General features: G+C 61.0%; 14 protein-coding genes. 5 read left to right on the forward strand and 9 right to left on the reverse strand.

Annotated elements, in window-relative coordinates; all coding sequences use genetic code 11:
- Window positions 1–17: 17 nt before the first annotated feature.
- On the forward strand, window positions 18–743 hold the full coding sequence (locus tag FHX11_RS11915; RefSeq protein ID WP_184357833.1) for a ribonuclease activity regulator RraA: 726 nt from the start codon (window positions 18–20) through the stop codon (window positions 741–743).
- A gap of 60 nt (window positions 744–803) precedes the next feature.
- Here the strand turns inward: FHX11_RS11915 and FHX11_RS11920 are convergent, their stop codons facing one another.
- Entirely contained in the window at window positions 804–1406 is a 603-nt protein-coding gene (locus FHX11_RS11920; protein ID WP_348649700.1) for a DUF922 domain-containing protein, read from the reverse strand.
- Window positions 1407–1431: 25 nt separating this feature from the next.
- On the reverse strand, window positions 1432–1974 hold the full coding sequence (gene recX / locus FHX11_RS11925; protein ID WP_184357835.1) for a recombination regulator RecX: 543 nt from the start codon (window positions 1972–1974) through the stop codon (window positions 1432–1434).
- 448 nt (window positions 1975–2422) lie between these two features.
- Here recX and FHX11_RS11930 point away from each other — a divergent pair, with 448 nt between their 5' ends.
- Together FHX11_RS11930 and FHX11_RS11935 are read left to right on the forward strand one after the other, a co-directional pair.
- On the forward strand, window positions 2423–3454 hold the full coding sequence (locus FHX11_RS11930) for an aldo/keto reductase (RefSeq protein WP_184357836.1): 1032 nt from the start codon (window positions 2423–2425) through the stop codon (window positions 3452–3454).
- 172 nt (window positions 3455–3626) lie between these two features.
- Entirely contained in the window at window positions 3627–4415 is a 789-nt protein-coding gene (locus FHX11_RS11935; RefSeq protein ID WP_184357837.1) for a gamma-glutamyl-gamma-aminobutyrate hydrolase family protein, read from the forward strand.
- A 44-nt stretch (window positions 4416–4459) separates the two neighbouring features.
- Here the strand turns inward: FHX11_RS11935 and FHX11_RS11940 are convergent, their stop codons facing one another.
- Window positions 4460–5497 carry an aldo/keto reductase gene (locus FHX11_RS11940; RefSeq protein ID WP_184357838.1) on the reverse strand — a complete coding sequence of 346 codons (1038 nt, stop codon included), beginning with the start codon at window positions 5495–5497 and terminating at the stop codon, window positions 4460–4462.
- 94 nt (window positions 5498–5591) lie between these two features.
- Here FHX11_RS11940 and FHX11_RS11945 point away from each other — a divergent pair, with 94 nt between their 5' ends.
- On the forward strand, window positions 5592–6494 hold the full coding sequence (locus FHX11_RS11945; protein ID WP_184357839.1) for a LysR family transcriptional regulator: 903 nt from the start codon (window positions 5592–5594) through the stop codon (window positions 6492–6494).
- Between the two features lie 74 nt (window positions 6495–6568).
- Here the strand turns inward: FHX11_RS11945 and FHX11_RS11950 are convergent, their stop codons facing one another.
- The 4 genes from FHX11_RS11950 to msuE all read right to left on the reverse strand — a co-directional run bounded on the left by FHX11_RS11950 (window position 6569) and on the right by msuE (window position 8920).
- On the reverse strand, window positions 6569–7228 hold the full coding sequence (locus tag FHX11_RS11950; protein ID WP_184357840.1) for a peroxiredoxin: 660 nt from the start codon (window positions 7226–7228) through the stop codon (window positions 6569–6571).
- A 113-nt stretch (window positions 7229–7341) separates the two neighbouring features.
- Window positions 7342–7926 (reverse strand): alpha/beta hydrolase, encoded by a 585-nt coding sequence (locus FHX11_RS11955; protein ID WP_184357841.1) that lies wholly within the window; start codon window positions 7924–7926, stop codon window positions 7342–7344.
- A gap of 200 nt (window positions 7927–8126) precedes the next feature.
- Window positions 8127–8297, reverse strand: coding sequence for a hypothetical protein (locus FHX11_RS11960; RefSeq protein ID WP_246780965.1), 171 nt, complete (start codon window positions 8295–8297; stop codon window positions 8127–8129).
- A gap of 62 nt (window positions 8298–8359) precedes the next feature.
- Window positions 8360–8920, reverse strand: a complete 561-nt coding sequence (gene msuE / locus FHX11_RS11965) for an FMN reductase (protein WP_184357843.1) — start codon at window positions 8918–8920, stop codon at window positions 8360–8362.
- Between the two features lie 318 nt (window positions 8921–9238).
- Between msuE and FHX11_RS11970 the strand changes: the two genes are divergently transcribed.
- Window positions 9239–10666 carry a family 16 glycosylhydrolase gene (locus FHX11_RS11970; RefSeq protein WP_184357844.1) on the forward strand — a complete coding sequence of 476 codons (1428 nt, stop codon included), beginning with the start codon at window positions 9239–9241 and terminating at the stop codon, window positions 10664–10666.
- A 30-nt stretch (window positions 10667–10696) separates the two neighbouring features.
- Here the strand turns inward: FHX11_RS11970 and FHX11_RS11975 are convergent, their stop codons facing one another.
- Complete coding sequence (locus FHX11_RS11975; RefSeq protein ID WP_184357845.1) at window positions 10697–12007, reverse strand: HlyD family type I secretion periplasmic adaptor subunit; 1311 nt, start codon at window positions 12005–12007, stop codon at window positions 10697–10699.
- Window positions 12004–13749 carry a type I secretion system permease/ATPase gene (locus FHX11_RS11980; RefSeq protein ID WP_184357846.1) on the reverse strand — a complete coding sequence of 582 codons (1746 nt, stop codon included), beginning with the start codon at window positions 13747–13749 and terminating at the stop codon, window positions 12004–12006. The genes FHX11_RS11975 and FHX11_RS11980 overlap by 4 nt, the downstream gene beginning before the upstream one ends.
- Window positions 13750–14070: the final 321 nt, after the last annotated feature.

Consider the following 14070-nt stretch of genomic DNA (forward strand, 5'->3'; position numbering starts at 1 on the left):
CGCAAAGGATATATCGCATGAGCAATTATGTGCTGAGCAACGAGACGCGCAACAAGCTGATGGGGGTCGCCACCCCGACGATCGCCACCGCCCTCTTCAAGCGCGGCCTGCGCAACCAGTTCATCCAGGATGTCCGTCCGCTTTCGCCGAAGAAGGCGAACATGGTCGGCCAGGCCTTCACCCTGCGCTACATCCCGGCGCGCGAAGACCTGAACACGCTCGAAGTCTTCCGCAATCCGGAGCATCCGCAACGCGCCGCCGTCGAGCAATGCCCGCCGGGCTTCGTTCTCGTCATGGATAGCCGCAAGGATGCCCGCGCCGCCTCCGCCGGATCGATCCTGATTTCCCGACTGCAGGTGCGTGGCGTCGCCGGCGTCGTCACCGATGGCGGTTTTCGCGACAGCCCGGAAATCGCCGCTCTCGATATCCCCTCCTACCATCACCGCCCCTCTGCGCCGACGAACCTGACGCTGCATCAGGCGATCGAAATCAACGGCCCGATTGGCTGCGGCGATGTCGCGGTCTTCCCCGGCGACGTGCTTGTCGGCGACAATGAAGGCGTCATCGTCATCCCCGCCCATCTGGCCGACGAGATCGCCGACGAGACGGTGGAAATGACGGCTTACGAGGATTTCGTCACCGAGGAAGTGCTGAACGGCGCGACCATCATCGGTCTCTATCCGGCAACCAGCGATGCCCCCAAGATCAAGTTCGCCGAATGGCGGAAGCAGAAGGGCCGCTGATCGCGCCTCGGCATCGACATGGCCGGGGCAAATGCAAGTCCCGGCCACGCCTTTTGCAGCCTATTCTTCCCGCACCAATTTGAGGACGAGCTGCTGGAGATTGCCGCCGTCGCTGAATTCGACCTTGTCGAAATCGCTGTTGCGCTGGCGCTCCCTTTTGGAAATCTCCCCGAGCCGCTTCGTCAGCTCCACCCGGATCTTGCTGCATTTCGGATCGTCCGGCACGGAGAAGCCGACACTCATGGCTTCGATTTCCTTGACCATGTCCTTGATGTACCCGCCATGCACGCGCTCATGCGCTTCGACGCCGGCAATGAAACGCTGCCAGCTCCCGCGGGTCGCGCCAGTCAGCTGCACGGAGGGCTTCGGCAATGTGTAGGTGATGATCAGCTTCGGTATGTTGACGGTGATGGTGCAGGCGCCGTCCGGCTGCGGCTCGTATTTCCGCGTCCAAGTCAGCTTGAAATCGGTATGGGCGATCGCCCTCATTTTGGGTCCGAGCAACGGGCCGCGCTCGCCGATCGAGTCATAGAGCTCTGCCCCGGACGTTCCCGCGACCGCATAGGTCTTGACCGTTTCGACCGCCTGCCAATCCGCATGCGCCGCTATGGGCCAGAAGGCGATGCAGAGCGCCAGTGCATGCCATCGAATATTTGATCTCACAAACGTCGCCATCCCCATGCTCATATTAGAACATCGAGGAGGGTTGCAGCACCTCCTCCGCGTCCTGCCGCTCCATCTCGAACACCGTCCTGCCGATCGCGAAGCTGAAGCCGTTGCGGGCAAATGCCGACAGCTCTTTTGCCTTGCGCTTCTCGTCGAGATCGCCGCGGCGGAAAGGTCCGAAACCACGCTTGCGGGCAAAGACGACGGCGGCATAGAGATCATCCGCGCCATCCAGCGCCGCCACGACCGTATCGCCATCGATCCCTTTCGACGCAAGCTTAAATGCGATTGCCTTCTTCGACTTGCCGGAGCGCGCACCGGACCGCGCGCTGATTTCGGCGTAGGCCACGTCGTTGAGGGCATTTTGATCATAGGCGAATTTGACCGCGAAATCGGCGACGGCCCTGATCTGGGCATCGCTGATATCCTCGAATTTCTGTTTCGCCTTTTTGGTGATCGCGTCGAACAACTGCTTCTCGGTCATCATCTTGCGTTCAAGACGATAGATCGTCGAATTGCGCGCCCAGCTGAGCATTCGCGGTGTGGGTGTCGGCGTTTCGTCCATGGCGGAAGGATATTCGGAGATCGATGAAGGCAGGATTCGCTGGTCGATCGATTGTTACGTCACGGCTGCCACTTGCGCAATCCGCGCCGCTTTCGCCGGCTTGTGCCTGCCTCCTGACATATGGATCTCATTCCACGAAGAATCTTGACCATGACCGAAAGGGAGCTTGCCCTGATGCTCGGCGTCAGCCGCACGCTGGTCCCAGAGGCTCTGGAAGTCTCCTGATCGATAGCGCGACAATTGCGACACTGCTTCAGCCGGAAATCCGCTTGGTCACGGCCACGGGATTGGCTATGCTTGTCATACGGTCCCCGCGCGGAGGCGTGAGCGCCGTAGATCATTCGGCGGCGGAGGCCGTCTCAAGCACGACATCGCTATAGATCACGGGGCTCCGGCTCTGCCGGCCGCTTTGCGGGTCGGAGGCGGGCCTTCGTCAGAGGAGGCAGGAATGGACTATCGCAAGCTCGGTCCCAGCGGGGCCGTCGTGACGGCGTATTGCCTTGGCACCATGACTTTCGGCGCGGAGGCCGACGAAGCGGCATCGCACAGATTGCTGGATGACTATTTCGCCTGGGGCGGCAATTTCATCGATACCGCCGACGTCTACAGTGCTGGTAAGTCCGAGGAAATCATCGGACGCTGGCTGAAGGCGCGGCCGACCGAAGCGCGGCAAGCGGTCATCGCCACCAAGGGCCGCTTCCCGATGGGCAATGGCCCGAACGATATCGGCCTGTCGCGCCGACATCTCAATCAGGCCCTGAACGACTCGCTGCACCGGCTCGGCGTCGACCATATCGACCTCTACCAGATGCATGCCTGGGACGCGCTGACGCCGATCGAGGAAACCCTGCGCTTTCTCGACGACGCCGTCTCCGCCGGCAAGATCGGCTATTACGGCTTCTCCAACTATGTCGGCTGGCACATCGCCAAGGCCGTCGAGATCGCCAAGGCGCGCGGCTACACGCGGCCGGTGACGCTCCAGCCGCAATATAACCTGCTGGTCCGCGACATCGAGCTGGAGATCGTCGCGGCCTGCCAGGATGCGGGCATGGGATTGCTGCCATGGTCGCCGCTCGGCGGCGGCTGGCTGACAGGCAAATACAAGCGCGACCTGACGCCCACAGGGGCAACCCGTCTTGGCGAAAATCCCAATCGCGGCAGCGAATCCTATGCGGCCCGCAACGCGCAGGATCGGACCTGGGCGATCATCGGCGCTGTCGAGGAGATCGCCAGGGCCCACGGTGTGAGCATGGCGCAAGTGGCGCTCGCCTGGACCGCGGCCCGCCCGGCTGTCACCTCCGTCATTCTCGGCGCCCGCACCCCGGAGCAGCTCGCCGACAATCTCGGTGCCGCAAAGCTCGTATTGTCGCAGGAGGAAACCGACCGGCTGAACGAGATCAGCGCGCCGCAGCCGGCGGACTATCCCTACGGCAAGGGCGGCATCAATCAGCGGCACCGCAAGATCGAAGGCGGCCGGTAAGCAAGCCCGGCAACCAAAGACTTATGAGGAAAGGGCGCCATATCGGCGCCCTTTCCTCGACAGAGACGGGTAAACTCTTGCACCCGCGATCCGAGAGGCGCTATCCATTATGTGGCGATCGGCGCCCGTTCACGTGGCCGCCACCGTGCGCTTTGAAGGTGGGAAGCGGAGCATGACAAAACCCGTGATCGGCGTCATCGGCAATGGGCGCCTGGTGGAAAGCCGCTTTGCCGCCCAGATCGTTGGCGACAACAATCTTCGCGCCATTGCGGAGGTTGCAGGGGCATTGCCGCTGATGTTTGCCGGCAGTCCAGCGCTTACGGATATTGCAGACCTGCTGGAAACGGTCGATGGCATTTTGCTGACGGGTGCCAGGGCCAACGTTCATCCCAGCCATTTCAATACGGAGCCGCATCCGAAGCACGAGCCCTATGACGAGGACCGGGATTCGGTGGCGCTGCCATTGATCAAGGCCTGCGTCGCGCGTGGCCTGCCCGTTTTCGGCATCTGCCGGGGCTTTCAGGAGATGAACGTCGCGGCCGGCGGCTCGCTGCATCCGGAAATCCGCGAATTGCCGGGACGGATGAACCACCGGATGCCGCGCTTGGAGAATGGCGAGATCCATCCCGATCTGGAGGTGGTCTTCGCCGATCGTCACGACGTCCAGCTCATTCCCGACGGTGTTTTCGCGCGCATCTTCGGGCGGGACGTGATCCGCGTGAACTCCCTGCATGGGCAAGGCGTGCTCGAACTTGGCGAACAGGTGGTTGCCGAAGGCATTGCCGAGGATGGCACTATCGAGGCCATCCGCTTCAAGGATGCCCAGGGATTTGCGCTCGGTGTGCAATGGCATGCCGAGTACGATCCGCAGACCAATCCGGTAAATCGGGCCCTGTTCAAGGCATTTGGCGACGCGGTTTCCCGATATCGGGAAACCCGTCAGAACCGGACTTCCCAATAGTAAGGATGCGGCAACGTGACCGATTGCCGTCATTAACTTTAAAATTATGGAATAAGCGGCGGATTTAATTTCGCAAAACCTTCCTGCCGCCTGTAAGGAAAATACGGATAGGGAGGCGTCAGCGAACTTGCTTCGTCCAATCTGGCAATCTCATCCTTCGTCAGCGACCAGCCGACCGCGCCTAGATTTTGCCGGAGTTGCTCCTCGTTGCGCGCGCCGATGATGACGCTTGCGACCGTCGGGCGGTTGATCAGCCAGTTGATGGCGATCTGTGGCACGGTCCTGCCGGTTTCCAAAGCGATGCTATCCAGCACATCGACGATGTCGAAGAGTTTTTCGTCATCGACCGGCGGGCCATAGGCGGCCGTCTCGTGCAGGCGGCTGTTTGCCGGCAGAGGCTGGCCGCGACGGATCTTGCCGGTCAAGCGACCCCAGGCAAGCGGGCTCCAGACGAGCGCGCCGACCTTCTGATCGGCGGCAAGCGGCATGAGTTCCCACTCATAGTCCCTGCCCGCGAGCGAATAATAGACCTGATGCGCGACATAGCGGGAATAGCCGCGGCTGTCGGCGATGGCCAATGACTTCATCAACTCCCAGCCCGCGAAATTGGAGGCGCCGACATAACGGAGCTTGCCGGCCCTGACGAGCCCGTCCAGCGTGGAGAGCGTTTCCTCGAGGGGCGTCGAGGCATCGAAGGCGTGCAATTGCAAGAGGTCGATATAATCCGTGCCGAGACGGCGTAGGGCATCGTCGACGGATTTGATGAGCCGGGAGCGCGACGCGCCCCAATCTTGCGGCCCGTCTCCGGTCGGGAGTGCCGTCTTGGTCGAGATCAGGACGGCGTCGCGCCGGCCACGGATCGCTTGCCCGAGCACCTCTTCGGATGCGCCGGCGGAATAGACATCGGCCGTATCGAAGAGATTGACGCCCGCCTCCAGGCAAATATCGACGAGGCGCCGCGCTTCCACCGCGTCTGTCGTGCCCCAGGCGCCGAATAGCGGCCCGCTCCCGCCAAAGGTGCCTGCCCCGAAGCTCAATACCGGCACCTTCAGGCCCGATGCGCCGAGATTTCTGTATTCCATGGGTTCATCTCCTGTCGTTTTCATAAGAGATAGACGCTCGCATTATCGTGATATAGATTGCCGCAATGAAATTCATTTATGACTTGAAGTCATCATGAGCCGCCAGGAGATCAATCGCTCCGGTGAAATGGAGGTCTTTGTGCGCGCCGTGGAGCTGGGCGGTTTTACCGCCGCGGCAACGGCTTGCCGTATGACGCCGTCGGCCGTCAGCAAACTGGTCGCCCGTCTGGAAACGCGGCTCGGCACGCGCCTGATCAATCGCTCGACGCGGCGCCTGCAGCTGACGCCGGAAGGTTGCGCCTTCTATGAGCGCAGCGTGGCGATCCTTGCCGATATCGCAGAGGCGGAGCGTTACGCATCCGCCGGCGAACAGGCAACCGGACGCATTCGCGTCAATACCAGCGGCTCCTTCGGCAACCATATCCTGGCGCCGCTCGTGCCTGCCTTCATGGCGCTGCACCCCGCCGTCTCGCTCGACATCCTTCATACCGACAGGATCGTGGACCTGATGGAGGATCGGGCCGATGTCGCGATCCGGACCGGCCCGCTCAAAAACTCCAGCCTGACCGCCCGCAAACTCGGCGCTACTCGCAGGATCATCGTTGCCTCGCCTAGTTATCTCCAACGCCACGGCGTGCCGACATCGATCGACGCGCTAGCAAACCATTGCCGCATCGGTTTTGCCTATGCGCGTGCCGTGGAGGATTGGCCGATGCTCAGCGATGGCCAAATCATACCAGTTCCCGTTACGCCGGGCCTGCAGGTCAGCGATGGCGAAGCCATGCGTCATCTCGCGATCTCAGGCGCCGGTCTGGCACGGCTTCCGGCGTTTACGGTGAAGGCGGACATCGCGGCCGGCCGGCTGGCGGCCGTGCTTGAAGAGCTCAATCCGGGCGATATGGAGGAATTCTATGCCGTCCACATAGGCCAGGGTGGCCCGTTGCCGGCGCGCGTGCGGGCGCTGCTGGACTTCCTGCGGGACAATGTCAGGCTCTGAAAAGAGAGACATCACAATCGGACAGGGGCAGGCCGGGACCGCGGCAAGGCATGGTCCCGACCCGCATTCTTCGCTCAAGCGGTCGGCTGCTTGGTCTTGCGCAGATAAGGCAGCACGGTATCGAACGAGCCGAACCGGCTGATGGCATCCTCATTCGATACCGCCGCGGTGATGATGACATCTTCGCCCTGTTGCCAGTTCGCCGGCGTCGCGACCTGATGCTTTGCCGTCAGCTGGATGGAATCGATCGCCCGCAGGATCTCATGGAAATTGCGGCCGGTGGTCATCGGGTAGGTGAGGATCAGCTTGATCTTCTTGTCAGGCCCGACGATGAAGACGGAACGCACGGTGGCGTTGTCGGCGGGCGTGCGGCCTTCCGAGCTTTCGCCCGCAGCGGCGGGTAGCATGTCGTAGAGTTTCGCGACCTTCAGATCCTTGTCGCCGATCAATGGATATTCGACATCGAAACCCGTGGCGGTCTTGATGTCGCCCTTCCATTTGCTGTGGCTTTCAACCGGATCGACGGAAATGCCGATGATCTTGACGCCGCGCTTGGCGAATTCCGCCTCAAGCTCGGCCACGGCGCCAAGCTCGGTGGTGCAGACCGGCGTGAAATTCTTCGGGTGCGAGAACAGCACAGCCCAACCGTTGCCGATCCAGTCGTGGAACCGAACAGGGCCTTGCGTGGTGTCGGCGGTGAAGTCAGGTGCGATATCGTTGATACGCAGGCTCATGATCGATCCTCCAATGATAGTTCGTCATATCCCGCGCAAGCGTGGACGACGACTGTTGTGCCAGGGAACTTGCCATAGAATGGCGCCGAATAGTGTCAAAGAAAAGCCTCCTCTCAATGGGCCGTGGCGCTCGAAGAGGCGGAAGCATGCGGTCTGCGATGCCTGGTGCGCGCTTTAAGCGTCTCCAGCAAGCTATAGCTGCTGGGCCAGCGTCCGAAACCGCTCGCGACATTGATATGGCCGGCGAGACCAATATTCTTGATGTCGGAATTCCAAAGGCGCCCGAACATGGTGAGACGATCGAGCGTCATATAGATATCATTGAGGCTGCCGATCGTCATGCTGGGAAAAGGCAGGGTTTCCGTCGGCATGGTTCCGAATGAAATATGACCCGCATGCAGCGTCTCCGTCGTCGGCAGGTCACAGGGCGCGACTAGCAGGGCACCCTTCACCCGCTTCGCCGCCGGTCGGCCCGCGAGGCTGGCGGCCAGCAGGCAACCGAGACTATGGGCGACGATATAGGCTTCGCCCGCCTCCTCCAGCGCGACTTCGAGCCTGGCCATCCAGTCGCGCAGGTTGGGACGATCCCAATCATCCTGCTCGACCACGCGACCTTCCGGCTGGTCCAGCAGCCAGTAGCGCTGCCAATGCCCTTCTCCCGATCCGAACAGACCCGGTAAGATCAGTACCCTGCTCATCGCGACCCCGGTTTCGGCCGACGGTCATCCCTAGCGGCGGCCATCAAAAGACCCCCGCCACCAGAGCGAATAGAAATACGAAGGAAAAAACGACGGAGCCAACCTCGATAGCGCGCGAAAGGCCCGATCGAAGGTTGATAGAGGTGCGTCTCGCGATCGGACGCCGCAGGTCGAAAGCCAGTGCCATGCTGCCGCCCTTTTCAATACCAGGCCGCGGGAGTTGAGCACCAATAATAGAGCTCGTAATCCCGCGCCGATGGCTCCCGACCGCTGTCATCCTCTCTGTCGATCAACTGAATGGGTTCGTCCGTCCAATGACGCCACAGGCGGCTGAAGGCTATCGTCAAGTGGGTGATGACATCGATTTTCATGCTATCCTCCATCTCGTTGATCCAGTTCTCTCATACAAAGGATTAGGTTGCTGGCGAGCGCTTCACTCGGCCGCGGCAAGCAGCGCGGTCGCGCCGGGAAAGAAGGTTGCAAGCTCGCCGATCACCTCGTCGATGCGCTTGGAAAGCGGCTCGGAGGAGACTTTGTAGTCGGTGAAATCACGATCGGACGCATAGACCGCCGTCGGCAGCGTATGGCTCATGAAGAAGCCGAACAGTGGCCGCAGCTGATGCTCCACCATCAAGGCATGCCGGTCCCCGCCGCCGGTCGCCGTGATGATGATCGGCTTGGCACGGAGTTCATGCGGATCGATGAGATCGATCAGATGTTTGAAAAGGCCCGGATAGGACCCTTTGTAGGTCGGCGAGCCAATGATCAGAGCGTCGGCGGAAACGATATCGTCGATCACCCGCCTTGCCTGATCGTCCAGATCCTTGCGCCACAAGGAAGTTCCAAGCGAGGGCCCGACATCGTGCAGGTCGTAGATCTTGCTCTCGAAGGCATAGTGGCTGCTCGCCAGCTCAGCGACGTGCTGCACCAGTGCGTAGGTTTTCGACGGACGATTGAAGCTGCCGGCAATGCCGACCAATTTGGGGGCGACCATTCTCATTCCTTTCCGAGCTTCAGCGAGCTCTCCGATGAGCGAATATTGTCCATAAGATTAGTAGATTAAAAGAAATGACCATCTCTCCTTGCCCGGAAAACGGGAAATCTGTTCCGTCTTCGCAAGGTCTCCCGCCACCGCCAGCACGGCGAATGGAAGTTTGGTGCGCGGTTAAGCCGGCCAAATCGCGGATGGTGGTCAACTAATTATGCCGCAGGGGCTGGGCAAATGCGTGTAGCACCCTATTTCGTCACCCTAGGCGCGAAAAACAGTTGGCTTTGTGGAGGAGACAACCTAACGCAACAGAAGAGGTTGCCGATGACCGATAGTGTTCTCAATGCCCTGGGTCAGCCGCTCTATTATAGCGGAACATCGACGGGTTTCTTTTCCGCTACGGGTTCCGGCCCCACCCTCTATGGCACGGCCGGGAACGATTCCATGTGGGGTGACAGTTCCGTCAACGTCACGATGATGGGCGGCACCGGAGACGATATCTACTATCTCTATTCGGGCATCAATCGCGCCTACGAGGCGTCGGATTCCGGCGTGGACACCATCGTCACATGGATGGACTACACCCTGCCCGACAATTTCGAGAATCTGAAGGTGACCGGCGACAACCGCCACGCCTATGGCAACAGCGCCGACAACATCATCACCGGCGGCACTGGCAGCCAGACCATCGACGGCGGCGCCGGCAACGACGTGCTGATCGGCGGCGGCGGGGCCGACACCTTCATCATATCCAAAGGCAACGGCAGCGACCTGATCACCGACTTCGGCGATGACGACAAGATCCGTCTGAACCAGTACGGCCTGACCTCCTTCGACCAGGTTGTCAGCCATTCCACCCAGGAAGGCACCAATCTGCGGCTGGATCTGGGCAATGGCGAAAGCCTGGTGCTCGCCAACAAGACTGTCGCCGATCTCCATGAGGATCAGTTCCAGCTGGGCCTGGACCGCTCCTCCCTCACCCAGACGTTTGGGGACGAGTTCAACGCGCTTTCCCTCAGCGATGGCACGCAGGGCACCTGGGAGGCGAAATTCCATTGGGCGCCGGAAAAGGGCAGCAGTCTCAACGATGAACTGCAATGGTACGTCAATCCGTCCTACGCGCCGACATCATCGGCCAATCCGTTTTCCGTTTCGAATGGCGTTCTGACGATCAGCGCCAAGCCGACACCCGAAGCGCTGAAAGCGGAAGTCGAAAACCACGACTATACGTCCGGCATCCTGACCACCTATTCCTCCTTCTCTCAGACCTACGGCTATTTCGAAATGCGCGCGGAGATGCCGCATGATCAAGGTGCCTGGCCGGCATTCTGGCTGTTGCCCGAGGACGGTTCCTGGCCTCCGGAACTCGATGTGGTAGAAATGCGCGGGCAGGATCCGAATACGGTCCATGTGACGGCGCATTCCAATGCCACCGGCGAGCACACGAAGGTATCCTTCCCTGTGGAGGTGCCGAGCACCGACGGTTTCCACACCTACGGCGTGTTGTGGGATGAAGACCAGATCGTCTGGTATTTCGACGATGTCGCCGTCGCGCATGCGGATACGCCGAGCGATATGCACGGGCCGATGTATATGCTGGTCAATCTTGCTGTCGGCGGCACCGCCGGCACGCCGGGCGAAACCCTGAAGGAAGATGGGTCGGAGATGAAGATCGACTACATCAGGGCCTATTCGCTGGACGACCACACCACGCAGACTGCCGCCGCCCATACCTCGGATTGGCACATATAGAAAGAACGCGAACCACGGCCGGGGGCGGCTTCATTCGCCCCTGAACGCCCGCTTTATCTGATCCGCCATGGGCTTGGTCAGATAGGCGAGCACGCTTCTCGCGCCGGTCTGCATGAAAGCTTCCACCGGCATGCCCGGCACGGGCGTCAGCTCACCCAGGCGATCCCACTCCTGCTTCGGCATCCTGGCGCGAACGACATAATAGGTCTGACCCGAGCGCTGGTCGGTCGTCAGGTCTGCCGAGACGGTATCGACGTGGCCGTTCAATTCCGGCGTGATACGCTGGTTGAAGGCGGAAAACCGCACGGCGATCCCCTGCCCGACAGCGACCTGATCGATATCCTGCGGCGAAAGCTTCAACTCCGCGAGCAGCGCGTCCTTGTCCGGCACGATCTGCATGATCGTTTCCGCCGGCCCGATTACCGCCCCGGCGGCGTGCACATGCAGCTGATCGACGATTCCGGTTTGTGGCGCGCGGATATCGATCCGTTTCAGATCGTCCTCGACGGCGATCAGCCGTTCCGAAAGCTGGCCGGTATCGCTTTCGGCCTGCCGAAGCTGATCGGACACTTCCGAACTGCGGTCATTGTCGACCTGGAGGATCTGAAGTTCCGTTTCCGTGATCTTGCCGTTGGTCTGGGCGATCGATGAGACGAGATTGCCGAGCTCTCCCGTCAGCCGCGCGCTATCCCTTTGCAGCGAATAGACCTTCGTCGCGGAAATGATGCCTTGAGCGAGCAATTGCTGAAGGCTTCCAAGCTCCTTGGCGACGAGTTCGATCTCGACCCGCTTGCCCTTCTCCTGCGCGACGAGCCCTTCCACCTCCTGCTTCAACTGCTGGATTCGCTCGCGCAGCTGGGATTTCTGGCCCTGCCGAGATGCCATGCGGTCGTTGAAGAGCTGCCGCTCTCCCGCCAGGATGCTCTTCACGTCGTCATTATCGGCATTAGCGAGCAGATCCGCCGGAAAGGCGATCGCGTCCCTGCCGTCGCGCTCCGCCGCCAGTCGCGCCGTCCTGGCGGCAAGTTCGTTCAGGCGCTTTGTGAGAATGGCAATATTGGCCCTGGTTTGCGTCTCGTCCAGGCGAATCAGGATTTGACCGGCCTCGACGCGATCGCCGTTCTTGACGTCGATCGTGCTGACGATCCCGCCCTTCAGATGCTGCACCGGTTTCACATAGCTGTCGACCACAAGCGTACCGGATGCAATGACCGCACCCGATATCTTCGTCGCGGCCGCAAACCCACCCATGACGCCGAACAGGAGAAGGATCGTCACCAGCACGAACAGGGAAAGGCGACGGATCGAACGTTCGGTGGCTGTCAGATTCATGTTCGTCATCCGCTGATATCCTCGCCGGCAACCATCAATCGAACAGACCCGCTTCCGGCGTGCTTTGGCGACGTGCCCAATATCTCATCCTTGGGGCCGAAGGCCTGAAGCTGGCCATTGGCGATGATCAGAACCTTGTCGGCCGCCGCCAATGCGCTCGGCCTGTGCGCGACGACGACAGCGATGCCGCCCCGCGCCCGTACACCCGCCAAGGCCTTGGTCAGGGATGCCTCCCCTTCGGAGTCCAGATTGGAATTCGGCTCGTCCAACACCACCAGGAAAGGATCCCCGTAGAGCGCCCGCGCCAAGGCGATGCGCTGTCTTTGACCCGCCGACAGGCGCGAGCCGCCTTCGCCGATTACGGTGTCGAAACCATCGGGCAACTTGACGATCATGTCGTATACGCCGGCCGCCTTCGCGGCGGCGATGACCGGCTCCGGCTGCATGTCCCTGGCAAAACGGGAGATATTGTCGGCGATCGAGCCATCGAACAGCCCGACATCCTGCGGGAGATAACCGATATGCCGTCCAAGCTCATCCGGCTCCCATTGCGACAAGGCCGCCTGATCGAGCCGGATCGAGCCGATCGTGACCGGCCATAGGCCGGTGATCGCCCGCGCGAGCGAGGATTTGCCCGCAGCGCTCGGGCCGACGACGCCGAGCACCGTTCCCGCCGAAACCTTGAACGAGATATTGCGCAGGATGAAGTCGCGGCTGCCCGGAGATGTCAGACCTATGTTCTCGACGGTCAGCTCCTTTTGCGGCGCCGGCAGGCGGACCGCCCATTCCGCACTCGGGATCTTGTCCAGAAGCTTGGTAAGCCTCTCCCAGCTCTGGCGCGCGGTCACGAAACCCTTCCATTGGCCGATCGCGAGCTCGACGGGCGCAAGCGCGCGGGTGACCATGATCGAACTGGCGATGATGATGCCGCCCGTCGCCTGCTGCTCGATGACGAGGATGGCGCCGACGGCCAGGACGCCGGATTGAAGCATCATGCGCGCGATCTTCGCGATCGTGGTCAGCACGCCGGAAATGGCACCGGCGGCCAGCTGATTTGCGAGATAGTCCTCGTTCATGGCGGCCCATCTGTCGGTCAGGCGACCGCTGAAGCCCATGGCGACCACCGCTTCCCAATTTCGCCGGGCCGCCTGGGCGAAGCTCAGACGGGCCGCGGACGATTTGGCCGCCTCGCGCGCCGGCCGTTGCGACAGCACCTCCGCCAGCAGGGTCAGGACGATGAGCAGGACGGCGCCGCACAATGCGGTGATGCCGATCCAGACATGAAAGAGGAAACAAAGGAGGAGATAGAAAGGCATCCAGGGCAAATCGAAAAGCGCGGTCGATCCGGGTCCCGACAGGAAGGAGCGGACCTGCTCCAGATCGCGAACCGATTGCAATCCGTCGTCGGCGGTCTGCGCCTTGGTCGGCAGAAGCACGAGCGAGCCGAAGACTTTCCGATTGATCCGCTCGTCGAGAGCTGCACCGACGCGGGCGAGCAGCATCGAGCGCAGCAGTTCCAGCGTCCCCTGAAATATGAACAGCGTCGCTGCGATCAGCGCCAGTCCTGCCAGCGTCGGCAGGCTGCGGCCGGGAATGACCCGATCGTAGACCTGCAGCATGAAAAAGGAGCCCGTGAGCGCCAAGAGATTGATGGCCGCGCTGGCGAGCCCGATGCTGAGGAATGCCTTCCGAAGCGACGAAAGCATCAGCGAGAAAAACGTTTGCGGTGGTTCTTTCGAAGCAGCAAGCACGTAGGGAAAAATCCTTGAACTAGCATCGGACGGCATTCCAACGATGGCGATGAAATCCGCCTGCCGTCCCATACTGATCCACAGCCGAGAAGCTGGCTGCGCCATGCTCAAGTTTCTAATATTATTTGCATTTTATGAAGTCGAAATTTACGTCGCATCCAATTTCGGTGAACCCGATCTTAGGATTTCGGACTTTTTCCCATCATGGCACATTGTCTGGTTGCGACACGAAAACAGCCAAACATGCCTGAGTGGAAATGGCGACCGTCGGATTGCGACCGAGTCGATTTTCAGACGCCCGTGCCGTCTTCGATCCCTCGA

This window comes from Rhizobium sp. BK602, assembly GCF_014195095.1.
Classification (GTDB): Bacteria; Pseudomonadota; Alphaproteobacteria; order Rhizobiales; family Rhizobiaceae; genus Rhizobium.

Coding starts and splice junctions, on each gene's coding strand:
- FHX11_RS11945 (WP_184357839.1), top strand. CDS start 5,592: ATGAGCCGCCAGGAGATCAATCGCTCCGGTGAAATGGAGGTCTTTGTG.
- FHX11_RS11975 (WP_184357845.1), bottom strand. CDS start 12,007: ATGACGAACATGAATCTGACAGCCACCGAACGTTCGATCCGTCGCCTT.
- FHX11_RS11970 (WP_184357844.1), top strand. CDS start 9,239: ATGACCGATAGTGTTCTCAATGCCCTGGGTCAGCCGCTCTATTATAGC.
- FHX11_RS11955 (WP_184357841.1), bottom strand. CDS start 7,926: ATGAGCAGGGTACTGATCTTACCGGGTCTGTTCGGATCGGGAGAAGGG.
- FHX11_RS11915 (WP_184357833.1), top strand. CDS start 18: ATGAGCAATTATGTGCTGAGCAACGAGACGCGCAACAAGCTGATGGGG.
- FHX11_RS11930 (WP_184357836.1), top strand. CDS start 2,423: ATGGACTATCGCAAGCTCGGTCCCAGCGGGGCCGTCGTGACGGCGTAT.
- FHX11_RS11950 (WP_184357840.1), bottom strand. CDS start 7,228: ATGAGCCTGCGTATCAACGATATCGCACCTGACTTCACCGCCGACACC.
- recX (WP_184357835.1), bottom strand. CDS start 1,974: ATGGACGAAACGCCGACACCCACACCGCGAATGCTCAGCTGGGCGCGC.
- FHX11_RS11960 (WP_246780965.1), bottom strand. CDS start 8,297: ATGAAAATCGATGTCATCACCCACTTGACGATAGCCTTCAGCCGCCTG.
- msuE (WP_184357843.1), bottom strand. CDS start 8,920: ATGGTCGCCCCCAAATTGGTCGGCATTGCCGGCAGCTTCAATCGTCCG.
- FHX11_RS11940 (WP_184357838.1), bottom strand. CDS start 5,497: ATGGAATACAGAAATCTCGGCGCATCGGGCCTGAAGGTGCCGGTATTG.
- FHX11_RS11935 (WP_184357837.1), top strand. CDS start 3,627: ATGACAAAACCCGTGATCGGCGTCATCGGCAATGGGCGCCTGGTGGAA.